The organism is Enterobacter quasiroggenkampii (assembly GCF_043972695.1).
GTDB lineage: Bacteria > Pseudomonadota > Gammaproteobacteria > Enterobacterales > Enterobacteriaceae > Enterobacter > Enterobacter quasiroggenkampii.
On sequence record NZ_CP143745.1, the window covers coordinates 2,940,741 to 2,965,977 of the forward strand.

Annotated in this window: 26 protein-coding genes; 18 read left to right on the forward strand and 8 right to left on the reverse strand. The window is 56.8% G+C overall.

The features are described 5' to 3' along the window. Window positions 1-64 precede the first annotated feature (64 nt). Both V1572_RS14165 and V1572_RS14170 read left to right on the forward strand, forming a co-directional pair. The gene (locus tag V1572_RS14165) at window positions 65-853 is read left to right on the forward strand and encodes a PhzF family phenazine biosynthesis protein (protein ID WP_111966680.1); all 789 of its coding nucleotides are present in this window, start codon (window positions 65-67) and stop codon (window positions 851-853) included. A gap of 27 nt (window positions 854-880) precedes the next feature. Then, the gene (locus tag V1572_RS14170) at window positions 881-1,672 is read left to right on the forward strand and encodes a PhzF family phenazine biosynthesis protein (RefSeq protein WP_024908451.1); all 792 of its coding nucleotides are present in this window, start codon (window positions 881-883) and stop codon (window positions 1,670-1,672) included. On the opposite strand, the gene V1572_RS14175 is transcribed toward V1572_RS14170, so the two are convergent. From V1572_RS14175 to V1572_RS14200, 6 genes are all read right to left on the reverse strand, one after another. After that, window positions 1,669-2,346, reverse strand: a complete 678-nt coding sequence (locus V1572_RS14175; RefSeq protein ID WP_196352268.1) for an SDR family NAD(P)-dependent oxidoreductase — start codon at window positions 2,344-2,346, stop codon at window positions 1,669-1,671. The two genes, V1572_RS14170 and V1572_RS14175, sit on opposite strands and share 4 nt — an antisense overlap. Before the next feature lies 1 nt (window position 2,347). Next, window positions 2,348-2,818, reverse strand: coding sequence for a YhcH/YjgK/YiaL family protein (locus V1572_RS14180; RefSeq protein WP_196352267.1), 471 nt, complete (start codon window positions 2,816-2,818; stop codon window positions 2,348-2,350). Next, a complete protein-coding gene (locus V1572_RS14185) occupies window positions 2,815-3,978 on the reverse strand; it encodes an exo-alpha-sialidase (RefSeq protein WP_032640178.1) in 1,164 nt (387 codons plus the stop codon). The genes V1572_RS14180 and V1572_RS14185 overlap by 4 nt, the downstream gene beginning before the upstream one ends. Before the next feature lies 1 nt (window position 3,979). Beyond that, window positions 3,980-5,392, reverse strand: a complete 1,413-nt coding sequence (locus tag V1572_RS14190; RefSeq protein ID WP_395299270.1) for a sodium:solute symporter family protein — start codon at window positions 5,390-5,392, stop codon at window positions 3,980-3,982. A 76-nt stretch (window positions 5,393-5,468) separates the two neighbouring features. After that, window positions 5,469-6,353: a dihydrodipicolinate synthase family protein gene (locus tag V1572_RS14195; protein WP_395299271.1), complete on the reverse strand. Its 885-nt coding sequence runs from the start codon at window positions 6,351-6,353 to the stop codon at window positions 5,469-5,471. A gap of 17 nt (window positions 6,354-6,370) precedes the next feature. Beyond that, the gene (locus tag V1572_RS14200; RefSeq protein ID WP_395299272.1) at window positions 6,371-7,513 is read right to left on the reverse strand and encodes an iron-containing alcohol dehydrogenase; all 1,143 of its coding nucleotides are present in this window, start codon (window positions 7,511-7,513) and stop codon (window positions 6,371-6,373) included. Window positions 7,514-7,686: 173 nt separating this feature from the next. Between V1572_RS14200 and dtnK the strand changes: the two genes are divergently transcribed. From dtnK to V1572_RS14220, 4 genes are all read left to right on the forward strand, one after another. Next, complete coding sequence (gene dtnK / locus V1572_RS14205; RefSeq protein ID WP_395299273.1) at window positions 7,687-8,904, forward strand: D-threonate kinase; 1,218 nt, start codon at window positions 7,687-7,689, stop codon at window positions 8,902-8,904. Further along, a complete protein-coding gene (locus V1572_RS14210; protein WP_063621615.1) occupies window positions 8,897-9,883 on the forward strand; it encodes a D-threonate 4-phosphate dehydrogenase in 987 nt (328 codons plus the stop codon). Before dtnK ends, V1572_RS14210 begins: the two co-directional genes overlap by 8 nt. A gap of 1 nt (window position 9,884) precedes the next feature. Continuing rightward, window positions 9,885-10,646, forward strand: a complete 762-nt coding sequence (locus V1572_RS14215; RefSeq protein ID WP_023311787.1) for a DeoR/GlpR family DNA-binding transcription regulator — start codon at window positions 9,885-9,887, stop codon at window positions 10,644-10,646. An 80-nt stretch (window positions 10,647-10,726) separates the two neighbouring features. Further along, window positions 10,727-11,209 carry a GNAT family N-acetyltransferase gene (locus V1572_RS14220; RefSeq protein WP_024908460.1) on the forward strand — a complete coding sequence of 161 codons (483 nt, stop codon included), beginning with the start codon at window positions 10,727-10,729 and terminating at the stop codon, window positions 11,207-11,209. On the opposite strand, the gene ptrR is transcribed toward V1572_RS14220, so the two are convergent. Further along, window positions 11,163-12,041: a putrescine utilization regulator PtrR gene (gene ptrR / locus V1572_RS14225; protein WP_032674777.1), complete on the reverse strand. Its 879-nt coding sequence runs from the start codon at window positions 12,039-12,041 to the stop codon at window positions 11,163-11,165. The two genes, V1572_RS14220 and ptrR, sit on opposite strands and share 47 nt — an antisense overlap. A gap of 98 nt (window positions 12,042-12,139) precedes the next feature. On the opposite strand from ptrR, the gene sad reads away from it, so the two are divergent. The 9 genes from sad to V1572_RS14270 all read left to right on the forward strand — a co-directional run bounded on the left by sad (window position 12,140) and on the right by V1572_RS14270 (window position 22,507). Beyond that, window positions 12,140-13,528, forward strand: coding sequence for a succinate-semialdehyde dehydrogenase (gene sad / locus V1572_RS14230; protein ID WP_395299274.1), 1,389 nt, complete (start codon window positions 12,140-12,142; stop codon window positions 13,526-13,528). A 111-nt stretch (window positions 13,529-13,639) separates the two neighbouring features. After that, entirely contained in the window at window positions 13,640-15,229 is a 1,590-nt protein-coding gene (locus V1572_RS14235; protein WP_395299275.1) for a methyl-accepting chemotaxis protein, read from the forward strand. 62 nt (window positions 15,230-15,291) lie between these two features. Further along, entirely contained in the window at window positions 15,292-16,218 is a 927-nt protein-coding gene (gene glsB, locus V1572_RS14240; protein ID WP_045910537.1) for a glutaminase B, read from the forward strand. Next, window positions 16,218-16,574, forward strand: a complete 357-nt coding sequence (locus V1572_RS14245) for a DUF4186 domain-containing protein (RefSeq protein ID WP_045910538.1) — start codon at window positions 16,218-16,220, stop codon at window positions 16,572-16,574. Before glsB ends, V1572_RS14245 begins: the two co-directional genes overlap by 1 nt. Before the next feature lie 113 nt (window positions 16,575-16,687). Beyond that, window positions 16,688-18,127, forward strand: a complete 1,440-nt coding sequence (locus V1572_RS14250) for a GGDEF domain-containing protein (RefSeq protein WP_395299276.1) — start codon at window positions 16,688-16,690, stop codon at window positions 18,125-18,127. A 119-nt stretch (window positions 18,128-18,246) separates the two neighbouring features. Next, window positions 18,247-19,212 (forward strand): sensor domain-containing diguanylate cyclase, encoded by a 966-nt coding sequence (locus tag V1572_RS14255; protein ID WP_262810680.1) that lies wholly within the window; start codon window positions 18,247-18,249, stop codon window positions 19,210-19,212. An 82-nt stretch (window positions 19,213-19,294) separates the two neighbouring features. Beyond that, the gene (locus tag V1572_RS14260) at window positions 19,295-19,822 is read left to right on the forward strand and encodes a GNAT family N-acetyltransferase (RefSeq protein WP_395299277.1); all 528 of its coding nucleotides are present in this window, start codon (window positions 19,295-19,297) and stop codon (window positions 19,820-19,822) included. Between the two features lie 117 nt (window positions 19,823-19,939). Further along, window positions 19,940-21,391 (forward strand): tagaturonate reductase, encoded by a 1,452-nt coding sequence (locus V1572_RS14265; RefSeq protein WP_395299278.1) that lies wholly within the window; start codon window positions 19,940-19,942, stop codon window positions 21,389-21,391. A gap of 201 nt (window positions 21,392-21,592) precedes the next feature. After that, a complete protein-coding gene (locus V1572_RS14270) occupies window positions 21,593-22,507 on the forward strand; it encodes a bestrophin family protein (RefSeq protein WP_048223212.1) in 915 nt (304 codons plus the stop codon). Here V1572_RS14270 and V1572_RS14275 read toward each other — a convergent pair. Next, window positions 22,495-23,043: a GNAT family N-acetyltransferase gene (locus tag V1572_RS14275; RefSeq protein ID WP_045910544.1), complete on the reverse strand. Its 549-nt coding sequence runs from the start codon at window positions 23,041-23,043 to the stop codon at window positions 22,495-22,497. The genes V1572_RS14270 and V1572_RS14275 overlap by 13 nt on opposite strands. A gap of 118 nt (window positions 23,044-23,161) precedes the next feature. Here V1572_RS14275 and V1572_RS14280 point away from each other — a divergent pair, with 118 nt between their 5' ends. The 3 genes from V1572_RS14280 to V1572_RS14290 all read left to right on the forward strand — a co-directional run bounded on the left by V1572_RS14280 (window position 23,162) and on the right by V1572_RS14290 (window position 25,226). Further along, window positions 23,162-23,632 carry a GNAT family N-acetyltransferase gene (locus V1572_RS14280; RefSeq protein ID WP_395299279.1) on the forward strand — a complete coding sequence of 157 codons (471 nt, stop codon included), beginning with the start codon at window positions 23,162-23,164 and terminating at the stop codon, window positions 23,630-23,632. 12 nt (window positions 23,633-23,644) lie between these two features. After that, window positions 23,645-24,085 (forward strand): GNAT family N-acetyltransferase, encoded by a 441-nt coding sequence (locus V1572_RS14285; protein ID WP_045910547.1) that lies wholly within the window; start codon window positions 23,645-23,647, stop codon window positions 24,083-24,085. Between the two features lie 145 nt (window positions 24,086-24,230). Then, a complete protein-coding gene (locus tag V1572_RS14290; RefSeq protein WP_045910548.1) occupies window positions 24,231-25,226 on the forward strand; it encodes an alpha/beta fold hydrolase in 996 nt (331 codons plus the stop codon). Window positions 25,227-25,237 lie beyond the last annotated feature (11 nt).

Sequence of the window (25,237 nt, forward strand, 5' to 3'; positions counted from 1 at the left end):
TAGCCGGGGACGCTGTTTTCATTGAATATAAAAGAACAACACAATAAAAACAGGCGGTAAGACAATGCAGGAGATTGATTTTTATCTGGTCGATGCGTTCAGCGATACCACGTTTGGCGGTAATCCGGCCGCCGTGTGCCCGCTGAAAGCATGGTTACCCGATGAGATCTTGCTGAAGATGGCGCAGCAGCATAATCAGTCGGAAACGGCGTTTTTCGTCTGCAGCAAAGGGGGCATTGAGCTACGCTGGTTTACCACGCTTAGCGAAGTCAATCTCTGCGGTCACGCTACGCTGGCGGCGGCGCACGTACTGTTTACCGAGCTGGATTATCCGGACGCGCGGATCCACTTTGATACCGCCTCTGGCCGCCTGACGGTCACCCGGGAGGGGGACTGGATGACGCTGGACTTCCCGGCATGTCCAACCCATGAAGAGACGCCCCCGCCGGAAATGCTTTCGGCGCTGGGTATCAGCCGCTACGTTGAAGCCCGTAAAGGGCGCGCCTGGGTCATCGTTCTGGAAAATCGCCAGCAGGTCGAGGCCCTCGCCCCGGATTTTTCGGCGATGACGCCGGGCGAGCATAAGGTGAGCGTGACGGCGCGCGGTGAGGGGGAATACGATTTTGTCAGCCGCTTTTTCTCCCCCGGCGTTTCCGTACCGGAAGATCCGGTCACCGGCTCCGCGCACACCATGCTAATTCCCTGGTGGAGCGAAAAATTGGGGAAAACAGCCATGCTTGCCCGTCAGGTTTCCGCGCGCGGCGGCGACGTGCGCTGTGAACTGAAAGGCTCGCGTGTGCTGATGAGCGGACAGGCTTCACTTTATCTGAAAGGCACAGTTTTTCTGCGCTAAATACCCATAACAAGAGAGGAAGAGACAATGCAGGAAATTGATTTTTATCTGGTGGATGCCTTCAGCGACAAAACCTTTGGCGGCAACGCGGCAGCGGTATGTCCTCTGGAAGAGTGGCTGCCGGACGAGACGCTGCTCAAAATGGCGCAGCAGCATAACCAGTCTGAGACCGCCTTTTTCGTCCGTACCGACGGTGGGTTTGAGCTGCGCTGGTTTACCACGCTGGATGAAATTAACCTGTGCGGCCATGCCACGCTTGCCGCATCGCACGTTATTTTCGAATACCTTGACTATCCGCACACTGAAATCACCTTCACCACGCGCTTCGTGGGCGAGCTGACGGTTAAACGCAGCGGCGACTGGCTGACGCTGAACTTCCCCGCGTGGTCAACGGAGGTGGTCGAGAACCCACCTGCGCTGTTGTTTAGCGGCCTGGGCATCACAGAGGCAAAAGAGGTGCGCGTTGGACGTGATTACCTGGTGGTGCTGGAGAGCCAGCAGCAGGTAGAAGCGTTAACGCCGGATATTGGGGCAATGCTTCCGCTGGATAAAATGATCTGCGTGACGGCGCCGGGCGATAAATATGACTTCGTCAGCCGCTTTTTCTGCCCGGGCGAAGGGGTGCCCGAAGATCCGGTTACCGGATCTGCCCACAGCATGCTGATCCCTTACTGGAGCGAAAAGCTGGGTAAAACGTCACTCAATGCCCGCCAGGTGTCACACCGTGGCGGGGATCTGCGCTGCGAATTGAAGGGCGACCGCGTGCTGATCGGCGGTCAGGCCACCCTGTATCTGAAAGGGCGCGTTTTCCTGCGCTAGCCGAGTGAGGCGCCGCCGCATATCACCATCTCCTGACCGGTGATAGCGGCGGCTTCATTGCTAAGTAAGAAATTCACCAACCCCGCCACCTCCTCTGGGGCGATCAGACGTCCGATTGGCGGACACTTCGGCGGCGAGGTTTCTCTCCCCGGTGCGCTGAGCATCGGCGTTTGGGTTGCCCCTGGCGCGACCACGTTAGCGGTGATCCCGCGCGGGGCCAGTTCCGCCGCCCAGCTTCTGACCATCCCTACCATCGCTGCTTTGGTGGCAACGTACTGCGATCGTCCTGCTGCACCGCGAGAGGTTCTGCTGCCAATCGCCACAAACCGTCCACCTGCGGCCATTGCGGGCGCAAAATGGTTAAACAACGCCTCACAGGCCCGGACGTGGAGTTGCCACAGTGAGGCGCTCACATCGCTTTCGAGCTGGCCCAGGGGCGCAGCGGCCATCATCCCTGCAGCATGGATCACCGCCTGGGGCGTCGCGATGGTTTGCAGGGCACTGCACAGCGCAGCAGGATCGCTGATATCCACGCGCAGGCTCGTGAAGCCAGGGGCATTCAGCATCACTGCCCGGCGGCTGAGCCCGGTGACCTGCCAGCCTTCCGCCAGTAAACGCTTGACGATGGCCTCACCAATTCCGGAGCTGGCCCCGGTGACGACGGCGTGACGCATGTCAGACCTCCAGCATCGCTCGGGGAATTTTAAATACCGCTTTGCGAACGGTCTGCGGCGCCTCTGCGGCGCACAGCGCCTGGTGGGGTTCTCCCGGACAAAAGACCGCAAAGTCTCCTGCGGCAAGACGGATCCTCACGCTGTGTTCAGCAGGTGAAGTAATAAAGAGATCCGGTTTACGCTCTTCGTCCTCCGGCTTGCCAGTGGGGCGTGCGCCAGCATAAATATGTTCTTCTCCTGCCAGTACAACCTGAATATCGGCCCACTGGCGATGGTACTCCGTATGCCGATCTGCACGTGGCTGCGTCTGCGCCGGACCAATCTGGCAAAACCAGGTTGCATTTTCCGGCTGCCAGCGCCCGTCATCGCGTTCGCTGAGCGCCTGCAGCGTGCAGTCCGGACGGGATAGCAGGGCGTACAACGTAGACGGAAGCCCTGCCAGCGGCAGGGCGTTGAGATGACCGATGATCATATGGACTCCTTAACCCATTCCGGGGTCACCCGCACATATTTGATGGCCTGGCGGAAGTAGGTGTACGCGATATGAAGCGCGCCATCGGGCCCCTGTTTGATGCTGGGATAGGAGAATTCGCGGTTCAGCTTTTCCAGAGAGTTGTTGGTCATGCAGTAACCATCCCCCTCGTCCAGATGACGCTGCCACGGCCAGGTTTTTCCGCCGTCAGGCGAAATGGCGACGGTCATCGGCGCCCGCGGTGCGCCCCAGAAGGCCGTCCGACCGTGGGTAACAACCGGCTCCTTGCGGTCATCACCATCGTCAATTTCATCGTATAACGAGGCGCGACGTTCCCGCGCCCCAGCGGCGCTCATGGGGTTAAAGACCAGCGCGAGTTCACCGCCCGCAAGCGTGGTCACCTGGATAGAGGAGTTATTATTAGGGAGCTCCGTGGGCTCCGGTACGGACCAGCTTTCGCCGTTATCCGTTGACTGGCTGTAATAGATATTGTCTGCCCAGCGGCTGCGGAACAGGGCGACCAGTGTGCCGTTGAGCAGGCGGGTAATATTCATATGTACGCAGCCGAGGCTTTCCGGTACTTCAACATCGCGCCACGTTTTGCCGCCGTCCCCGGATATTTTTACCGCGCTGATATCGTCGTTTCCGACCCATTTCTCACCTGGTTGGGTACGGCAATAAAACACCGGGAGCAGCCAGTTACCGTTATCCACCACGACAATCGGCTGACGGATAAACGTGCCCGGTTTATCGAGCAGGGTAGCGATCTCCCCCCAGGTTTTCCCCAGATCCCGGGACTGGCGATAGCGAACGATAGCCGTATCCTGATTACCTGAGATCTGCGCGGTCCACAGCAGCCACAGGACGTTGTCCGGGGCCAGGAACAGAACCGGGTTCTGTTCGGAACGCGTGGCATCGTCCGACAGTTTTACCGCATCACTCCACTGCTGGCTGCCCGGTGCCAGGCGTGACCCCCACACGGAGATATCGGCAATGCCTTCCTGAGTGCCGCCAAACCAGACGCACATCAGCGAGCCATCCGGCAGCGGCAGCAGATTCGCCGCGTGGTTTTGTGGGCAAGAGGAGGGCAGCATGGCGGTTTGCACGTGCGCATCCTGTTGTGGTCGAACAATCCCGTCGCGGGTTACGGTTACAGACATATCAGACTCCATTATTTTGAGCGGGGGTTGGTGCTTTACCCTGCGCTTTTCCCGGAATGAGGCGGTCGATCGCCATGATGACGGCAGGGGTCAGCAAGGCAATGTACATATTGTTGATGCCGAAAGGATCGCCCAGCAGATACCAGACGGAGGTGACGACGCAGGCGCCAATCAGGCCCGCATTGGCACCGCGGGTGCTGCGGAAGAACGGCGCGTAAAACGCAATAACGGCCACCACGGAAATCGACAGGCGAATGGCGCGGGTAAAGAACGAGAGCTTCAGGACTTCAGGTACCAGCAGAACAAAAATCAGCGGCAGGAAACCAATCAGCAGGGAGATCCAGCGGGTGGCCTTAAACTCCTGATCGGGCGTTGGGTTGCGCATCGGCACGTAAAAGTCTTTTACCACCAGGGAGGCGATAGCCAGTGCCACGGTACTGACGCTGACGAAAATAGACGCCACCAGAGAGGTGGTGACCAGGCCGGCCAGCCACGGGTTCATGTCCTGCAGGAAAATCGGCATTGCATACAGGCTGTTAATTTCCGGGTGCAGGTATTTTGCCGCCACCCCAATCACCGCAATGGCCAGCGCAATCGGCAGGCAGAAGAAGAAGGCGACCCAGGTAGAGCGTTTGGCCGATTTCACATCTTTGGTGGAGGAGATTGCCTGGATTACAAACTGGGTACAGAAGATAGAGCCGATGGTGCCGATGAGCCAGGCGAAAATGGTCGACGCACCGATGTTACCGTCCCAGGTCCAGTAGAAGGCCGGCATGTTTTCAATCATTGGCGTAAAGCCGCCGGTTTTGGAGAGCGCAAAGCCCATGATAGCGAGGATACCAAAGTATTTCAGCGCGCTGTGCAGTACGGTCACCCAGGCTACCCCCTTCATGCCGCCAAAGGCGAAGTAGAAGGTACTGACGATGGCCGTAATGAAGGCGGCAACGGGCAGGTTGACTTTCAGTACGGTGGAAATAGCCGCTGCGCCGCTGACGTAATTTCCCACGTTAACCAGCAGCAGGGCGTAAATCATGATGACAGAGATAATGTTTTTGGTGCTGTTACCGTATTTTTCAGCAATCGCACCAGAGATAGTGATTTTCCCGGTGTTGTAGATGCGTTTTACCAGCAACAGGCCAAAGAGCGGGAAGCCAATCGCGGCCCCGATGACCGACCATGACGCGGCAAAGCCGTCTTCAAACGCCGCCTGTGCGGTGCCGATGGTGGATTTAGCGCCGATATACTCGGACATCAGCAGGATCTCGACAATAAACGCCGGCATCGCGCGGGAGCCTTCCATAAAATCGCCTGAATTTTTACTGCGGATCCGGAAGGTCAGCCAGGTGGTGAAAAGGATGTAAGCAATAACAATGCCCACAATGATTAGGGTATCTTCAGCGGTAAAATTATTCATCTTTGCCTCTCTTCAGGGCGAGTGAATCCTGGGCACCTCAGGTACCCGGTATTCTTATTGACGAAACCAACGCCGTTTAGTTAAGTGACGTTGTCACTATTCGGCGTATCTGTTGGCACTGCTGCTCGCTAAATGCCACGGCATATCGACTCTCACCGACGTCTTCCCCCATGATCTGCAGCGCTTTTTTGACTGCAGCAGGGGAAAACGCCACGTTGTACAGCTCGGTGCGCAGTTGGGTGACGCTCTCCTGCGCAAGGCGGGAACCGTCAATATCCCCCGCGTTAAAGCGTGACCAGATAGCGTTGATGGCCGTCGGCGCCACGTTTGCCAGCCCGGAAATGCAGGCCGAACATCCTTCTACGAAGCCCTGGTGGATAAGCGAATCTGGGCCGTTGAGCACGTCGAATCCATCCATGTCCCTCACCGCATTAAGGAATCCGCGCAGGCTTTCATAGCTCCCGGCACTGTCTTTAATACCGACGATGTTGGGATGTTCGGCCAGCGCGCGTGCGGTAGCGGGTTCAATGGTATTGCCGGTACGCGCTGGAATGTTGTACAGAAATACCGGTACGGCTAGCGCGTCGGCGATAGCGGTGTAGTGCGCGACGAGTTCGGACTGTTTCAGCGGAACGAAGTAAGGGGTAATGACGGAAACGGCATCGACGCCCAGCGAGGCGATCTGTTTCCCCAGACGGATGGTTTCGCGGGTCGAAATTTCCCCAATGTGCGCCACGACCGGTGCGCGGCCGGCCACCGTTTCCACGCAGGTGCGGGTGACGGCGATTTTTTCTTCTTCGTTAAGCACGAAGAACTCGCCGTTTGTGCCGCCGCAGAAGATGCCGTTGCCAGCACTGAGTTGACGATCGATCTGTCGTTTCAGGCCCGACAGGTTCAGCGCGCCTTCCATGTCAAAGGGGGTTACAACGGCCGTTAGCACGCCCCTGATGTTGTTACGCATTACACACTCCTTGGCTATTAATGTTGGGGAAACAGTGTCCGGTAAATCGCCTGCACCTCGTCGTGATTAACCTGACAGGGTGCATTGTTCATGAGCCGCTTAACGTTAAGGGCCGCATCACTTAGGGAGGCGATATCTTCACGCGGTACGCCCAGTGTCTCCAGGTTATCCAGCAGGTTGAGTCTGCGAACCAGCGCGGCAAAGTACTCCACCAGCGCGTGGGATTTTTCTTCGTCTGACAGCGACGTATCCGCGCCGGGCACCAAATCCCAGACTTGCGCAAATTTCGTCACGCAGTGGGGACGAACCACGCGCATGCAGGGCGCCAGCAGAATCGCGTTGGCCACCCCGTGAGGCAGGTGATATTTGCCGCCGAGCGGGTAGGACAGGGCGTGAACCAGGTGCGTGCCAGCATGTGCAATGGCGACCCCGCCGTAGTAAGACGCCCACAGCATCTCCAGCTTCGCCAGCAGATTGCCCGGTTCGGCGCAGGCCGTTTCAATGTTGTTGAGCAGCTTAGACAGGCCCATCAGCGCGGCGTTATCGCTAACCGGATTAGCGACCGTTGAGGTGAAACACTCAATCAGATGGCACAGGGCATCAATCCCGGTGGATGAGGCAATGTGTGCGGGCATGCTGGTCGTCAGCTCCGGCAGCAGGGCGACGTAATCGGGCAGCAGGACGGGGGAGATGATGCCCACTTTCGTGCTTTGCTCCGGTATGGCCAGAATGGCATTCGGCGTCGCTTCCGATCCGGTTCCTGCAGTGGCCGGGATCAGCAGTGACGCGATGCGTGCCACCGGTTTTATGCCCGCGAGCAGGTTGTCCAGCCCCGGAGAAAGCGGGTGACAAAGCACTGAAAGCAGTTTGGCTACATCCAGTACGCTACCGCCGCCGAGCCCGACGACCAGCCCAAACGTTCCCTTTAACATCGAGAGCAGCTGGTTCACGTCGTGATGGGTGGGCTCAGGCGGGACATTGTCGATAATCGTGACGCCGCGCTGGTCCTCTTCGAGGATCGCGCGGATCTGCTTTGCTGCCTCCAGACGCGCAATATTGCCGTCCGTCACCAGCAGGATCTGCTTTTTATCAGTAAGTAATGGCCTGATGGCGGCGATGGCATTCGCCCCGCTAATCAGGGTGCTGTTGATCGTAACCACGTTTTTCTCCTGTCTCTGTATCCATGATTGATTTCGCTCAAGCAAGACGCTTCATGGTCATCGTGTGGTTAAATTTATAATTTATTCGCAAACTGATTAACTTGATCTTGCTCACATATAATCAATCATGATTGAATATAATCATTAACGGGAAAGGCTAACCCGAAGTGGGGATGAAAGTGAGCAATGTGAACAGAGAGGTCGTGGTCGTCGCCGATGACTTTACCGGCGCAAATGATGCCGGTGTCAGCTTGGCGCTGTGCGGCAAAAAAGTCAGCGTGGCGTTTCATACACCGTTTACCCATGCGAGCGAGGTGCTGATCGTTAACACCGACTCCCGGGCGCTGAAGGCATCGGAGGCGGCCGAAAGGGTGGCCGCACTCGGGGCTGAAATCGCGGATGCCCGCTGGCTCATTAAAAAGATGGATTCCACGCTGCGCGGCAACGCAGGAGCCGAATCTCAGGTTCTTAAGGCATTAAGCGGCAGGCGGCAGGTGATCGTGGCGCCGTCATACCCGTCAGCAGGGCGGATCACGCGGTACGGCAGGTGTCTGGTAAACGGCGTTCCGGTGAATGAAACCGAATTTGCCAGCGATCCCAAAACGCCCGTCCCGTCTGCCGCTATTGCTGACCTGTTTACCGGGGTCAGCGCTAAAAGCGTGACCGTGAAAACACTCACAGCCGAACTCGCCCGAGGAACGGAATGGCTCATCGTGGATGCGCACACCGATGAGGAGATGGACGCCATTATCGATGCCGCGTTGGCCTGCGCGCAGACGCCGCTGCTGGTGGGCTCTGCCGGACTATGCGATGCGCTGGCCCGTCATCTGGCCCCGGTCCGGCGTAAACAACTGCTGGCCGTCGTCGGCTCGATGAGTGAGATCGCGCAACGACAGATTGCGCTGGCGGTAAGCCAGGCGGACGTCTCGTCGGTACTCATTGATGTGAATGACGCGCTGCGCGGAGACACGTCCGGGTATCTCGAACAGATTGCGCAGGTACTTCAGTCTGGCCATCACTGCATTGTGCATACCTGTGCGGGTCACGAGGCCCGGCATCAGGTCGAGCAACTCTGCCAGCAGTATCGCGTCACCCGCGCAGGCCTGGGCGAAAAAATTTGTACGTTTTTAGGCGAACTGACCCGACAGGTGCTGGCGGCGCAGACGCCTGACGCGCTGTACGTCTCCGGTGGCGACGTGGCGATGGCTGTCGCGAGGGCACTGGACGCTCGGGGGTTTGAGATTACCGAGTGCGTCGCACAGTGCGTGCCAGTCGGAAAATTTCTGGGTTGTGGCTGGCAGCAGCCGGTAATGACCAAAGCAGGGGGCTTCGGAAACGAAGAGACGCTGCTTGAGGTGTTGCATTTTATCGAGGAGAGACTGAGTGACTAAAATTATTGCTGTAACCATGGGTGACCCGGCTGGCATTGGCCCGGAAATCATCATCAAATCCCTCACCGAGGGTGAGTTGTCAGGGGCGCCTGTGGTGGTTGTGGGCTGCGCCAGAACGCTGCAGCGGGTGCTTGAGAAAGGAATCACCGGGCAGGCGGATATCCGCACTATCGACACGGTCAGCGGCGCGCGCTTTGCCGCTGGCGTGATTAACGTGCTTGATGAACCGCTGGCCGATCCTGATGCACTGAAGCCGGGTATCGTTCAGGCTGAGGCCGGGGATCTGGCTTATCGCTGCGTGAAGCGTGCTACCGAACTGGCGATGGCGGGTGAGGTGAAGGCGATTGCAACGGCTCCCCTGAATAAAGAGGCGCTGCACCTGGCCGGTCATCTCTATCCGGGTCATACCGAGCTGCTGGCGCATCTGACCGACAGCAAAGATTACGCCATGGTGCTGTATACGGACAAACTGAAGGTGATTCACATCACGACCCACATTGCGTTGCGCAAATTCCTTGATACGCTCAATCAGGATCGGGTAAAAACCGTGATTGGGATTGCGGATAGATTCCTGAAACGCGTCGGCTTTCAACAACCGCGCATTGCGGTTGCCGGCGTTAACCCGCATGCGGGTGAAAACGGCCTGTTTGGCGATGAAGAGATCAAGATTGTCGGCCCGGCTGTCGACGCGATGAAAGCGCAGGGGTTAAACGTCACCGGACCGTGTCCACCGGATACGGTATTTATGCAATGCCACGAAGGAATGTATGACATGGTCGTTGCGATGTATCACGATCAGGGGCATATTCCGCTAAAATTACTCGGCTTTTATGACGGGGTGAATATCACCGCCGGCTTGCCGTTTATCCGTACCTCTGCGGACCACGGTACCGCATTCGATATTGCCTGGACCGGCAAAGCGAAGTCTGAGAGCATGACGGTGTCTATCCAGTTGGCTATGCAAATTACACGGGAATGATATGAAGGGATATAACCGGTTAGAGCAGATAATGGATTACCTGAAAGGGCACAATCTGGTGACGGTGGATCAGCTGGTGGCAATTACCGATGCCTCTCCGGCGACGATCCGCAGGGATCTGATAAAGCTCGATCAGGAAGGTGTCATTAGCCGCACCCATGGCGGTGTTACCCTTAACCGGTTTATTCCTTCCCAGCCCACAACGCATGAAAAAATGCAGCGCAGTCTGGCAGAAAAACACGCCATCGCCAGCGCGGCGGCAAGCTTTGTTAAAGCGGGCGACGCCATTGTTCTTGATGCTGGCACCACGATGATTGAACTCGCTCGCCAACTTACGCATCTGCCGCTTCGCGTCATTACCAGCGACTTGCACATCGCGCTGTTTCTCTCGGAATTCCGTCAGATTGAAGTGACGATAATTGGCGGGCGTATTGATGATTCGAGTCAGTCCTGCATCGGTGAGCACGGGCGTCGCTTGCTGCAGAACGTGTGGCCAGACGTGGCTTTCGTTAGCTGTAACGGATGGGATATCACCCGCGGCATTACCTCACCAACGGAAGAGAAGGCTGCCTTAAAGCGGGATCTGATTGCCAATGCAAAACGTCGCGTGCTGCTGGCGGACAGTTCCAAGTACGGAGCCTGGTCGTTGTTTAACGTGGCGCATCTTAATACCCTGACGGATATCGTCACGGACAGCAGGCTGGACGAAGCGACACAGGCCGGGTTGAGGGCGTTAGATGTCCAGTTGACGCTGGCGTCATGACATAAGTTAATACTATGAAGCACCCTGGCAGGCCTGCGCTATGTTGAAATTTAGCCTCATAAAAAAGCAAGGAGCCTGCCATGTATTCCATTACCTCTGAATCTGCACGTCACCCGGACATTCTTAGCCTGATCGCGGCGCTTGACCGCTATCAGAGCGAACTCTATCCCGCTGAAAGTAATCATCTGCTCGATCTGGCTGCGCTGCCGGAAGCCTCGCTGATCCTGATGATCATTCGCGACCAGCAGCTTCAGGCCGTTGGCTGTGGCGCTATCGTGCTCAACGGCGACGGTACGGGCGAGATGAAGCGGGTCTATATTGACCCGGCCCATCGTGGCCAGCATCTGGGAGAGACGCTGCTGGCCGCCCTGGAAGATGAAGCTCTGAGCCGTCATTGCCATACGGTACGGCTGGAGACGGGCATCAAGCAGCATGCCGCGGTGCGTCTTTATGAACAGTGCGGATACGATTTGCGCCCGGCGTTTGCCCCGTACGTTGACGATCCGCTCAGCCTGTTTATGGAGAAGGCGCTGGTTGAAGACGTTCGTTTAGCAGCGCTATAAAGGCCTCCAGCTGGCGGGTCATCGCCCCGCGTCGCCACACCAGCCAGGTGGTGAGCCAGCGCCAGTTTTCTGCCAGCGGCCAGGCTTCCACCTGATGATGTCCAGGCATACTCTCCAGCATCGAGCGCGGCATCAGCGCGATGCCCGCGCCCGCAATAACGCAGGCGAGCATGCCGTGATAGGATTCCATCTCATGAATGCGACCGGGCGCGGCGCGGTCAGCGTGAAACCAGCTCTCCAGGTGTCGGCGATACGAGCAGTTGGCGCGAAAGGCATACACGTCGCTGCCGCTGACCTGCGCGGCGCGCGTCACCTCCACATGCCCGGCAGGCGTGACCAGCATCATCTCTTCCCGGTAGACCGGCATTCCTTCCAGCTCCGGGTGCGACAGCGGCCCGTCGACGAAGGCGGCGCTGAGGGTTCCCTCCAGTACGCCATCAATCATCGTCCCGGATGGCCCGGTCGAAAGGGCAAACTGAATGCGCGGATAGCGCTGGTTAAACTGTGCCAGCGTTTCCGGAATGCGCACGGCGGCGGTACTTTCCAGCGCGCCGAGGGCAAATAACCCCTGCGGCTCATCCCCCGCGACAACCATGCGCGCTTCATCCACCAGCGCGAGGATCTGCTTGCTGTAGCGCAGGAAGTTATGCCCGGCCGGGGATAAACGCAAACGCTGGTTCTCACGAATAAACAGCTCAACGCCCAGATCGGCTTCCAGCTGGCGGATGCGGGTCGTCAGGTTAGACGGCACGCGATGCACCTTTTGCGCCGCCTGGGTGATACTGCCCGTCAGCGCGACGGCGTTAAACATCTCAAGCTGGGTTAAATCCATAATGTTCTCGTTTCGTGAATAAGGTGGTTAGTATTATTCATTTTTAAGAAATAGCAGAGTGGGCCACAATTAATCAACCGAAAAACGTGGAGAACACCATGACTTATTCCTCTGCAACACATGCCTTCTCTGTCAACCCGGCCACGGGTGAAACCCTCGCCGCGTATCCGTGGGCGACGCCGGAACAGGTTGAACGCGCGATTTCTCAGTCCGACGCGGGCTATCGCCAGTGGCGTCGCGAAAGCGTCTCCCACCGGGCGCAAAAGCTGCGCGATCTTGGTGCCGCGCTGCGTCATCGCGCTGAAGAGATGGCGCAGACGATCTCCCGTGAAATGGGCAAACCCATTCAGCAGGCGCGGGCGGAAGTGGCGAAATCCGCTGGCCTGTGCGACTGGTACGCCGAGCACGGCCCGGGGATGCTGCGTGCGGAACCCACGCAGGTGGAAAACCAGAACGCGGTTATTGAATACCGTCCGCTGGGGCCGATCCTCGCGGTAATGCCGTGGAACTTCCCGCTCTGGCAGGTGCTGCGCGGCGCGGTGCCGATTCTGCTGGCAGGGAACAGCTATCTGCTCAAACACGCGCCCAATGTGCTCGGCTCGGCGGATCTTATCGCGCAGATTTTTGCGGATGCGGGTTTCCCTGAAGGCGTGTTCGGCTGGGTGAACGCCACCAACGACGGCGTCAGCCAGGCGATTAACGATCGTCGTATTGCGGCGGTGACCGTCACCGGCAGCGTGCGTGCCGGGGCAGCCATTGGTGCTCAGGCGGGGGCCGCGCTGAAGAAATGCGTTCTTGAACTGGGCGGCTCAGACCCGTTCATCGTTCTCAACGATGCCGACCTGGATCTTGCCGTGAAGGCGGCGGTAACAGGCCGCTACCAGAATACCGGACAGGTGTGCGCGGCGGCCAAACGCTTCATTGTGGAAGAAGGTATTGCGGACACCTTTACCCAACGCTTTGTCGATGCGGTTGCGGCCCTGAAGCTGGGTGCGCCGGACCTGGAAGAAAACTATCTGGGCCCGATGGCGCGTTTTGATCTGCGCGATGAACTGCATCAGCAGGTACAGGCGACGCTGGCAGAAGGGGCAACGCTGCTGCTGGGCGGTGAGAAAATCAGCGGCGAGGGGAATTATTATGCGCCAACCGTGCTGGCGAATGTCACCCCGTCGATGACGGCGTTCCGTCAGGAGCTGTTTGGTCCGGTCGCGGCCATTACGGTCGCGAAAGACGCGGAGCACGCCCTGATGCTGGCCAACGACAGCGATTTTGGTCTGTCAGCCACGGTCTTTACCGCCAGTGATGCGCTGGCAGAGACCTTCTCCCGCGAGCTGGAGTGCGGTGGGGTGTTTATCAACGGCTTTAGCGCCAGCGATGCGCGCGTAGCCTTTGGCGGCGTGAAGAAAAGCGGCTTTGGCCGCGAGCTTTCCCACTTTGGCTTGCACGAGTTCTGTAATGCGCAGACGGTGTGGAAGGATCGCGTGTAATCCTTAATTTCGGCCCTCATCGCGAGGGCCGTTGTCACTAATCTGCAATGGTTCTGTCATTTTCATTTCGTAGACTCGCTCGCGTCTAACGCCTTGTAAATGAAGCTAATTATGAACCTAACGCAAATTTTTCGCCGTATTGCGCAGCGTCTCACCCCCCGTCACTTTGGCCTGCTGACGGGGATCTTTTGCATCATTGGCCTTTTCTCCGCGCTGCAGCTCTCCTCGTCACTCCTGCTTAACGCCTCCCTGAACGAAGCCCAGCGCAACGAGCAGCACAACCTGCTGGCCTGGCAGCAGCAGAGCAAGCTGGATTTGGCTCGCGTCTCTCTGCTGGCCGCAAGCGATCTCCTTAACCGCTCCGGCGTCTGGTTTATGCAGGATAAAGAGACCGGCTCCGACGGAAGCTGGCATAGCCTGATGGATGACGCGCAAAAGGCGCTGACGGTTTCGCAGCAGGCGTGGAAGGCCTGGCTGGCGCTGAATCCCCCGAAAGACGACGCGCTGGTGAACAGCTATCAACTTTTCTACGGTGCGATCAAAGAACAGGCTGAAGGTCTGGTCAAGACCAACACCATCGACGCTTTTTTTGCCGTCCCGGCGCAGGCGTTTCAGACGGATTTTAACGACAACTATGCGCGCTATCAGCAGGCAAGCGAGAAGCAGGCGATGCAGGGGCGTCAGAGCCTCATGGCGCAGCTCTCCGACCTGCAAACGTTATTCCTGTTTGCCCCGGTGCTGTTAGTCGCCATCGCCGCTGTCGTCTGGTTCGGTATGTCCCGATGGGTGATTACGCCGCTGCGTCGGCTCATCGCGCATATCAACCGGCTGGCAGCAGGGGATCTCTCCGGCACGCCGCCGAACGTTATGCGCTTCAATCGCGAGATTGGGCAGCTTAGCGACAGTATTGCCACGATGCAGCTTGGCCTGCAGCAGCTGGTGACGCAGGTCAGCCATGCCACGGCGACCATGGTGGAGAACATTGATGCCCTGGCACAGGGTAACCAGAAGCTGTATCAGCAGTCGGCACGCCAGGCGAAAGAGCTTGAGGATGTGACGGCGCATATCGCGGCGCTCGAAAGCCACGTTGAAGGCAATACCGGGTATGCCAGACTCGCCAGCGCCCGGGCCGATGAAGCGCGCCAGGCAGCCGTGGGGGGAGACCAGAAGATGTCGACCGTAAACGCGTCCATGCAGGCGATCGTCGAGCGATCGTCAGAGATGCGCGGGATCGTGGCGATGATCGACAGCGTGGCGTTTCAGACGAACATCCTGGCGCTGAATGCCGCTATTGAGGCGGCCCATGCCGGAAATCAGGGGCGCGGATTTGCCGTCGTTGCCCGGGAGGTTGGGCTGCTGGCCAGAAAGAGCAGCCACTCAACGCAGACCATTCAGGAGCTGATCAACCGCTCGGTGCAGGGGATTGAAGACGGTTCTCGTGCCGTCACCCTGATGGAAGAGAATCTGCAGCAGGTCACCGGTCTGGTGGGCAATTTAAGCAGTTTGCTTAATGAGATCTCCACCGCCACGCTCAGCCAGGGAGACAGTATTCACCAGATGACGCGTCAGCTTCAGGCGCTGAACCAGGTCTCCCGTCAGACGGATTTACTGGTCTCTGACGCCTCGGATGCTTCTGAACGTCTGCAAAAGCAATCCGATCTTTTATTGCAGGCCGTTTCGCGTTTTCGTCTTAGCGCCTGACGCAATACATAAGCCTCTGTTATACTCGCAGCCCGTTTTAGCCTGAGGGCAAGGAGCAAAGTGTGGCTGCGGTCATCCATAATGAGATGTTGGACGAGATTCTGGCGCAGGTTCGTCCGTTAATTGGAAAGGGGAAGGTTGCCGACTATATTCCGGCCCTTGCCTCGGTCAGCGGGAATAAGCTGGGCATTGCTATCTGTACCATCGACGGACAGCGATACCAGGCAGGGGATGCAACAGAACGTTTTTCCATTCAGTCCATTTCGAAAGTGCTCAGTCTGGTTGCGGCGATGCGCCAGTATGAAGAAGACGAGATCTGGCAGCGGGTGGGCAAAGATCCGTCCGGCCAGCCTTTTAACTCGCTGCTTCAGCTCGAGATAGAACAGGGTAAACCGCGAAATCCCTTTATCAACGCCGGGGCGCTGGTGGTCTGCGATATGCTGCAAAGCCGCCTCAGCGCGCCGCGTCAGCGTATGCTGGAGATCGTGCGCCAGCTTTCGGGCGTCGACGACATTGCCTACGATCCGGTGGTGGCCCGCTCGGAATTCGAACATTCCGCCCGTAACGCGGCCATCGCGTGGCTGATGAAATCCTTCGGCAATTTCCATAACGACGTGGCGACCGTCCTGCAAAACTACTTCCATTACTGCGCCCTGAAGATGAGCTGCGTTGAGCTGGCTCAGACGTTCCTGTTCCTGGCGCATCAGGGGCACGCGCCGCATCTCGATCAGGAGGTGGTTTCACCTCTGCAGGCACGCCAGGTTAACGCGCTGATGGCGACCAGCGGGATGTATCAAAACGCCGGCGAGTTTGCCTGGCGCGTTGGTCTCCCGGCTAAATCGGGCGTCGGTGGCGGAGTCGTGGCTATTGTGCCGCATGAAATGGCGATTGCGGTCTGGAGCCCCGAGCTGGATGAAACCGGAAATTCCCTTGCCGGTGTCGCGGTTCTGGAGAAACTGACCCAGCGTATGGGACGTTCAGTCTACTGATGTCTGACCTGGATCCTCTTTTTTCCCGTCTGGCGCGATCGACGTTTCGCTCGCGCTTTCGCTTAGGCGATAAGGAACGGCAGTACTGCTGGGACAAAGGCCCAGATACCATTGACCGGCATGCCGCGGATTTTGTCGAAAAGCGTCTTGCCCCTGCACAACCTGCAAACGACGGGAAACAGACGCCCATGCGCGGTCACCCGGTGTTTATCGCCCAGCATGCTACCGCCACCTGTTGTCGGGGCTGCCTGGCAAAATGGCATAATATTCCACACGGTGTTCAGCTCACCGCGCAGCAGCAGCAGTATATCGTCAGCGTTATTCACCACTGGTTGGTACTGCAGATGAACGCCTAAATTTGACGAGTTATGATCCCGCTGTATTTGTGTTATAGATGCATCTTAAGTGAGCTCCGATCGTGCTGACGACCGCAATAATTGCCATAAGCTTTCATATGGAATGATATTTAATGCGTTCTGCTCTTACCGCTTTCAGACCGTTCCAGCCTGACACGCCGCTGCGAAATGCATCGACGATCTTTATCCTCACCACCTTGTTCTATTTTGTGGGCGCGGAATTACGTCTCGTGGAGGCCTTGTCGCTGTTCTGGCCACTCAATGGCGTGATGGCAGGGATCTTTGCCCGTTATGTTTTCCTGAATCGCCTGCATTACTATGCGGTATCCTATGTCGCGATGCTGTTGTACGACGCGGTCACGACCAGTTGGGGGATGGCCTCCGTGGTGATCAACCTGTCTAACATGGTCTTTATCGTCGTTGTGGCCGTGCTGGTTCAGCGTGACAAGCGGCTGATGAAGAAAACCCCCGATCCGCTTAACGCATTACGCCTGTTCAACTACTGTCTGATCGCCGCGCTGCTATGCGCGTTGCTCGGCGCGGTAGGTTCGGTCGGGATTGACAGTCACACCTTCTGGCCGTTGTTTGCCGACTGGTTTAGCGAGCAGTTCTCAACCGGCGTGCTTGTTGTGCCGTGTATGCTCACGCTGGGCATGCCCGTGCGCGAATTCAGGTTGCGTCTGGAGCAACTGTTACCGGTTATTGCGCTAATTGTCTCGGTGGTCGCGTCGGTGGTGATCGGCGGAGCGGGGAGCCTCTCTTTTCCTCTGCCTGCGCTTATCTGGTGTGCGGTACGCTACCCATTGCCTGTGACCTGCTTGCTGACGTTTGTGACGGGCGCCATTGAAATTATTCTGGTCGCCAACTCGGTGATTAATATTGCCGTGGCGACGCCGTTTACCACCCCAATGATGTTTTCTGCCCGGCTGGGTATTGCCACGATGGCGATCTGTCCGGTGATGGTCTCCGTCAGCATGGCTGCCATTAATTCCCTGATCCGTCAGGTTTCCCTGCGGGCGGATTATGACTTCTTAACGCATGTTTACTCGCGTTCCGGGCTTTATGAGGCGTTAAAACACGAAGAGACGCACCGGCACTCGCGTTTTCTGACCGTCATGCTGCTGGATATCGATTACTTTAAAAGCATTAATGATAACTATGGTCACGAGTGTGGCGACCGCGTGCTGGCGTCATTTGCCCGGCAGGTTCAACAGGTTGTCGGCGAAGACGGCATGGTTGCGCGAATGGGCGGGGAAGAGTTCGCGGTGGTGGTAAACTCTGGTAATGCGCAAAACGGTTATGAACTGGCGGAACGTATCAGAACCAACGTCGCCAGCCATCCTTTTACGTGGCGCCACCAGACGCTCTATCTGACGGTCAGTATTGGCCTCGGAAGCGGAAAGTCTGAGTCATGGCAGTTGACCGAGGTCTTCAACACGTTGATGGCCGAAGCGGACGATCATCTTTATCGTTCAAAAAAAGCGGGTCGAAATCGTACCAGTGCCCGGATGTCGGACGAGCAGGTTGCCGCGACCTCCGGGAGTGAAATATAGCTGCGTTAATCGTCATAAGGCATTGACGTGAATAGCAAGCGGCTTAACAGGACGTTCGAACACTGACAATGTCTCTGTTTAAGCTACGCTTTTAGTAACGCTTTACGTCAGGAGACATTATGAAAGCACCTGCAACCCCTGAAAATGAAACAGACAGACTGAACTCGCTGCGCGAATCCGGTTTGCTTGAGATAGACAGCTCCCCGGCGTTTGACCGGTTAACTCGTCTGGCAAAGCGCTTCTTCCAGGTGCCGCTGGCGATGGTCAATCTGATTGATGAGCATTCACTTATTGTGAAGTCGGCAGACGGGCAGGCACCCAATTCCGTACCGCGTAACATTTCGTTTTGTGGCCATACGATCCTCACCGAAGCACCGCTGGTGGTGGGAGACATGCTGCAGGACGATCGTTTTGCGGATAATCCGCTGGTGGCCGGTGAACCTCGCGTGCGTTTTTACGCGGGCTTCCCGCTGCGCCTGCGTGACGGCGCGAGCGTGGGCTCGCTCTGCCTGATTGACTACGCGCCCAGGGAGTTTTCAGCGGCCGATCTCGCCGTGCTGGGGGATCTTGGCGCGCTGGCTGAAGATGAGTTTGCCGCTATCAGCGCGGCGACAACGGATGAATTAACGGGTTTATTCAACCGTCGGGGCTTTAATCAGCTGGTGCGGTTCACGCTTTCCGTTGCCCGACGCCGGGCTGAGCCGCTCACGCTCGGCTGGCTGGATCTGGATCGCTTTAAGGAAATCAACGATCGCTTCGGGCATGAAGAGGGTGATAAGGCGCTGAAAGCCATGGCGCAACTGATGCGTGCTTCTTTCCGCGAAGCGGATCTGCTGGTGCGTTTTGGCGGGGACGAGTTCGCCGTGCTGTTTGCGGATACCGACGAGCAGGGCGCCTGGATTGCCATGCAGTATCTCGCTGAGCAGGTGGAACACTATAACGCCCGCAAGCTGCATCCCTGGTCGCTTCATTTCTCATGGGGGCTTAGCGAATTCGATCATAACGGCAACGACCTGCAGCAGTGGTTAAAAGATGCCGATGAAAAGATGTACGCCATGAAACAGCAGCGCCAGCGCGCCCGGTGACATAACAAAAGCCTATGTCCGATCCGCTTGCGTTAATAAGTTGTTAAATACAAAGTGAGTGTATTCAACGTAAGGAAAAACAATGAATACCTCACTGCAAATCAAAAATCTCACCCGGGAAGAGATCCTCACCCATCTTGATGCGCTGGCCGGGATCCTCGAAAACTGCGTAAACGGCGGGGCATCCGTCAGCTTTATGCTTCCTTATGGCCTGGATAAGGCCCGTATTTTCTGGCGCGGTATTGCCGAAAGCGTCGCGCGTGGCGAGCGACTGGTGCTTGCCTGCGTCGATGCGCAGGACGGCGTCATCGGAACGGTGCAGCTGATCACAGATCAGCCCGAAAACCAGCCGCATCGCGCCGATGTGGCGAAGCTGCTGGTTCACGAGAAAGCTCGCCGGAAAGGAGCCGCGATGGCATTGATGGAAGCGCTGGAAGCTGAAGCCAGAGCCAGAGAGATTTCGGTGCTGGTGCTCGATACCTCCACCGGCAGTGGGGCCGAAACCTTCTACCAGCGTGCTGGCTGGCAAAAGGTTGGTGAGATCCCGCGCTATGCCCTGATGCCGGACGGTGCCATTACATCCACGTCCGTGTTTTATAAGTTCTTATAATTTTTCTGCACAACTACGCGACGTATTGATCAAAACAGGGTTTCTGGTCGTTAAGTTTTGATAAGTTATCGTACCAATCTTATCAGGCTGTATGACTAATCATAAAAGGAACCTCTTGTGAACACGCTCAACCGTCGCGACTTTCCCGGTGCTCTGTATCCCGAACGCATCATTCAGTTTGGTGAAGGCAATTTCCTGCGCGCGTTTGTCGACTGGCAAATTGACCTGTTAAACGAACATACCGATCTTAACGCCGGCGTGGTTATCGTCCGTCCGATTCAGAGCGACTTCCCGCCGCCACTGAATACGCAGGACGGTCTCTATACCACGCTCATTCGCGGTCTGAATGAGAAGGGTGAGACGGTGAGCGCAAGCCGGCTTATCCGCTCCGTTAACCGGGAAATCGACGTCTACGGACAGTATGATGCGTTCCTGAAGCTGGCACACAATCCGGATATGCGCTTTGTTTTCTCGAATACCACCGAAGCGGGTATCAGCTACCACGCGGGTGATCGGTTCGACGATGCCCCTGCGGTGAGCTATCCGGCGAAGCTGACGCGTCTGCTGTTTGAGCGCTTTAGCCACTTCAACGGTGCGGCTGACAAGGGCTGGATCATCATTCCCTGCGAGTTGATTGACTACAACGGTGACGCACTGCGTGAACTCGTCTTGCGCTATGCGCAGGAGTGGGCGCTGCCCGCCGCCTTTATTCAGTGGCTCAACGACGCCAACAGTTTCTGCTCGACGCTGGTTGACCGTATCGTGACGGGGTATCCACGTGACGAAGCGGCTGCGCTTGAAGCTGAGCTGGGTTATCACGATGGATTCCTGGACACGGCCGAACACTTCTATCTGTTTGTTATTCAGGGACCTGCATCCCTTGCCCGCGAACTTCGTCTGGATAAGTACCCGCTAAATGTACGGATTGTCGACGACATCAGGCCCTACAAAGAACGCAAGGTTGCCATTCTGAACGGGGCGCATACGGCGCTGGTGCCGGTCGCCTTCCAGGCCGGGCTGGATACGGTAGGCGAGGCGATGAATGATGCGGAGATCTGCGCGTTCGTCGAAAAAGCAATTTATCAGGAGATCATTCCGGTCCTCGATTTGCCGCGTAACGAGCTGGAATCTTTCGCCAGTGCGGTGACTGGGCGTTTTCGTAACCCTTACATCAGACACCAGCTGCTTTCCATTGCGCTTAACGGTATGACCAAATACCGTACCCGCATCCTGCCGCAGCTGCTGGCAGGGCAGAAGGCAACGGGGCAATTACCGGCACGTCTGACGTTTGCCTTAGCCGCGTTGATCGCGTTCTACCGCGCGGAGCGTGACGGGGAGAGCTATCCGGTGCAGGATGATGCGTGCTGGCTGGAACGCTATCAGCAGCTCTGGGCGCAGCACCGCGATCGGCAGTTGAGCACCCGTGAGCTGGTGCAGTCGGTGCTCAGCGCACGCGAACACTGGGAGCAGGACTTGACGCAGGTAAGCGGTCTTGTCGACCAGGTCACGCTGGACCTGGATGCCATTCTGCTGAAGGGCATGCGCGCTTCGGTTAAACCGCTTTGCTAATGCGTTCACCCGGCTTCGGCCGGGTTTGAATACGATCTATTTAGTTACAACATACTATTGGCTTTTTTTTAAAAAAAACACATGCAACACTGTGCGGATTTCGCTAATCAGGGGAGAAAATGCAATGTCCCGTTAACAAGCTTGCAACGGTGACGGGGATCTCGTTTAATAGCCTCGCTCTTTTCTTTCCTGAAACTCACTATGATCGTTCGTCCTAAACAGCACTGGCTACAACTGATTTTTGTCTGGCACGGTTCGGTACTGCCTAAGATCTATACCCGATTGCTGCTCAATTTCCTGCTTTCTATTGCCGTTATCCTGATGTTGCCGTGGTATACCTCGCTGGGCATCAAATTTACCGTGGCGCCATTCAGCATTCTCGGCGTGGCGATCGCTATCTTTTTGGGTTTCCGAAACAACGCCTGTTATTCACGCTACGTTGAGGCTCGTCTGCTCTGGGGGCAGTTGATGATAGCGGCACGCTCGCTGTTTCGCGAGGTAAAAAACACCTTGCCTGACGATAAGCACCTTGGCGAATTCGTGCGACTGCAGATTGCTTTTGCCAACTGCCTGCGGATGACCCTGCGCCGGGAGCTGAACGCAGAGCAACTCTCTCGCTATCTTTCTCCGGATGATTTACGTCAGGTGATGAACGCCAGCGCGCCCGCGAACCGTATTTTACTGATCATGGGGGAGTGGCTGGCCGTGCGGCGACGTAACGGGCAACTCTCAGACATCCTGTTTCACAGCCTGAATAACCGTCTGAACGATATGTCCATCGTCCTGTCCGGCTGCGAGCGCATTGCGACCACGCCAGTACCGTTTGCCTACACGCTGATTTTGCACCGTACGGTCTATCTGTTCTGCATCATGCTGCCGTTTGCGCTGGTTGTGGATCTGCACTACATGACGCCCTTTGTCTCGGCGCTGATTTCATACACCTTTATCTCGCTGGACACCCTGGCGGAAGAGCTGGAAGACCCGTTTGGCACAGAAGATAACGACCTGCCGCTGGACGCCATCTGCAACATGATGGAACGCGATCTGCTGCAGATGAACGACGAGGAGAATATTCCGGAAAGGCTGGTGCCGGATAAGCACTATCAGCTGACCTGACGGGCATTCCACTCGTCGCGGGTGATCTCCCACAGCTCGGAGTCCAGCATCCCGCTGACGTAGGCTTTCTTCTCCGTCCTGATAAGCCGCATGCCGCTACTGTCTGAAATACGACGGGAGCGGCTGTTAGCAGCGGCCTTCGGTGCCCGCAAAACGGATTTGTTTAGCGTGTTGAACCAGTAATCCGTCGCGGCAATGCTGGCTTCGCGCATATATCCCTGACCCTGGAACTCCGGTGCGAGCCAGAACCCGCGGTTGTTATCCTCGACGTCGTACAGGCAAATAATGCCCATCAATTCATCCGGCACCTCACGTCGCCGGATGCTCCAGAACCAGGCAATCCCTTTCGCCATATCCGGCAGCGCCACGTTGTTGACATAGTTTTCCGCGCCGTTATCCGGATAGGGCCAGGGCACGGAAGAGACCATATAGCGGACGATCTCCCAGCGCGGATACAGCGTTTGTATCTGGACGGCATCTTCCGCAACCAGCGGTTTCAGCAGTAAACGTTCTGTCGTGAGCGTCGGTATCGTCATGCGCGGATCTCCCTATTTAGGCGTTATGCTTTTGTTTGCGTTCTGGTATTTTCATCTCAATAGCACTCTATCTCAGCAAGCTCACTTTTCCATCCTACTATCATTTGCAGAGGTCACTATGGCATTGAGACGAGCCCACCCACAGGAAGCCGAAACACTCTGGAATATTCGCAACCAGGCGATTCGTCACGGCTGTAAAACCAGTTACGACGCAGAGGTCATTGCGCGCTGGACGCCTGATCTGATGCCCGAACGCTATCGGCAGATGGTCATTGAATACCCTTTTTACGTGGTTGAAGATGAAAAGGGCGATGTTGCGGCAAGCGGCTATCTCGATCTGGATACCCATTGCCTGGAGGCGATTTTCACCTTGCCTGCAGCCTTCGGTAAAGGCATGGCGACCCGGATTATTGAGGCACTCAAACATGAGGCCCGCAGCCGGGGGATAACCCGCCTGACGCTCGATGCGACGCCTAACGCCCAGTCGTTTTATCAGAAGCTTGGGTTTGTTACGCTGAGAGAACATAATCATCATTCGCGTATGGCGGGGGCTGATTTACGCTGTTTTGAAATGGCAATTGACCTGTAATGTGAGGAAAACATGGCAGTTACGGTAAGACCTTTACGCGCAGAGGATTATTCCCAATGGCGACCGCTGTGGGATGGTTACACCCATTTTTATGATTGCTTCCTCGAGGAATCCGTCACCGCAGCGACGTGGGAAAGGGCGCTCTCAGCGCATTCATCGATGTTCTGCCGGGTCGTGGAGAAGGACGAAAAGGTCATCGGTTTCGCAATGTGTGTTCTGCATGAAGGCACCTGGTCAACCGCGCCCATCTGCTACCTGGAAGATCTGTTTGTTGATGCTGCCGAACGCGGGGCGGGAGCCGGTAAGGCGCTCATTGACGCGCTGATTGAGGAAGGCAAGCGCGAAGGGTGGTCGAAACTGTACTGGGTCACCCGGGAAAACAACCCGGCGCGTAAACTCTATGACAAATATGGTGAAGCTGACGATTACGTCCGCTATCGTCTCTCCCTCTAAAACTTCAGCGCCTGTGTTTGTATCACACTGTATCAGCGTCCCGGATACATACACAGGCTTGCAATAAACCCGCTTTCGCACATATCCGCTATACATTGAGGTGTTGTGATATCCCCGTGAATTGTACTCAACCGGAGATACCAACATGTTCAGCAAACTTGCTTACTCAACCCTCGCACTGACCGTTTCGCTTGGCACCGTGATGTCCTGTCAGGCCGAAGTCACTGGCACAAACGTCACCGCAGCCTTTGATCATCCTCAGCAAATTAACGCCGGCGATCTGAATGTCGGTTATGTCGACATTGGCCCGAAAGACGGTCAGCCGGTTATTTTACTGCATGGCTGGCCCTACGATATTCACAGCTATGCCGAGGTTGCACCCGCACTGGCGGCAAAAGGGTACCGGGTCATTGTGCCGTCTCTGCGCGGCTACGGTACCACGCGTTTCCTGTCAGCAAACACACCGCGCAACGGCCAGCCCTCGGCGATGGCGAAAGATATCGTTAATCTGATGGATGCCCTGAATATCAGGCAGGCGGTATTTGCAGGATATGACTGGGGCGCCCGGACGGCGGATATCGTCGCGGCGCTGTGGCCTGAACGCGTAAAATCACTGGTGTCGGTGAGCGGGTATCTCATCAGCAGCCAGCAGATTGGCAAACAGCCGCTGCCGCCAAAAGCAGAGCAGCAGTGGTGGTATCAGTTCTATTTCGCCACCGCACGCGGTGCTGAAGGCTATGCCAAAAACACGCATGACTTTGCGCGCTTAATCTGGTCGCAGGCCTCGCCTGACTGGAAATTTAGCGATGCGGTCTTTAACGCCAGCGCCAAATCCCTCGATAATCCGGACCACGTCGCGGTGACGCTCAGTAATTATCGCTGGCGTTTAGGACTGGAAAAAGGCGAGCGCAAATACGACCGCTACGAGCAAAAACTGGCCACGCTGCCGAATATCACCGTCCCAACGATCACCATCGAAGGCGGCAACAACGGCGCGCCGCATCCGGCACCGCAGGCCTATGCAGCTAAATTTACCGGCAAATATGAGCACCGCACCTTCGGCGCAACCGTGGGGCATAACCCGCCTCAGGAAGATCCACAGGATTTCGTCAAGGCAGTTATCGACGCGGATAAGCTGTGAAATGTGCTATT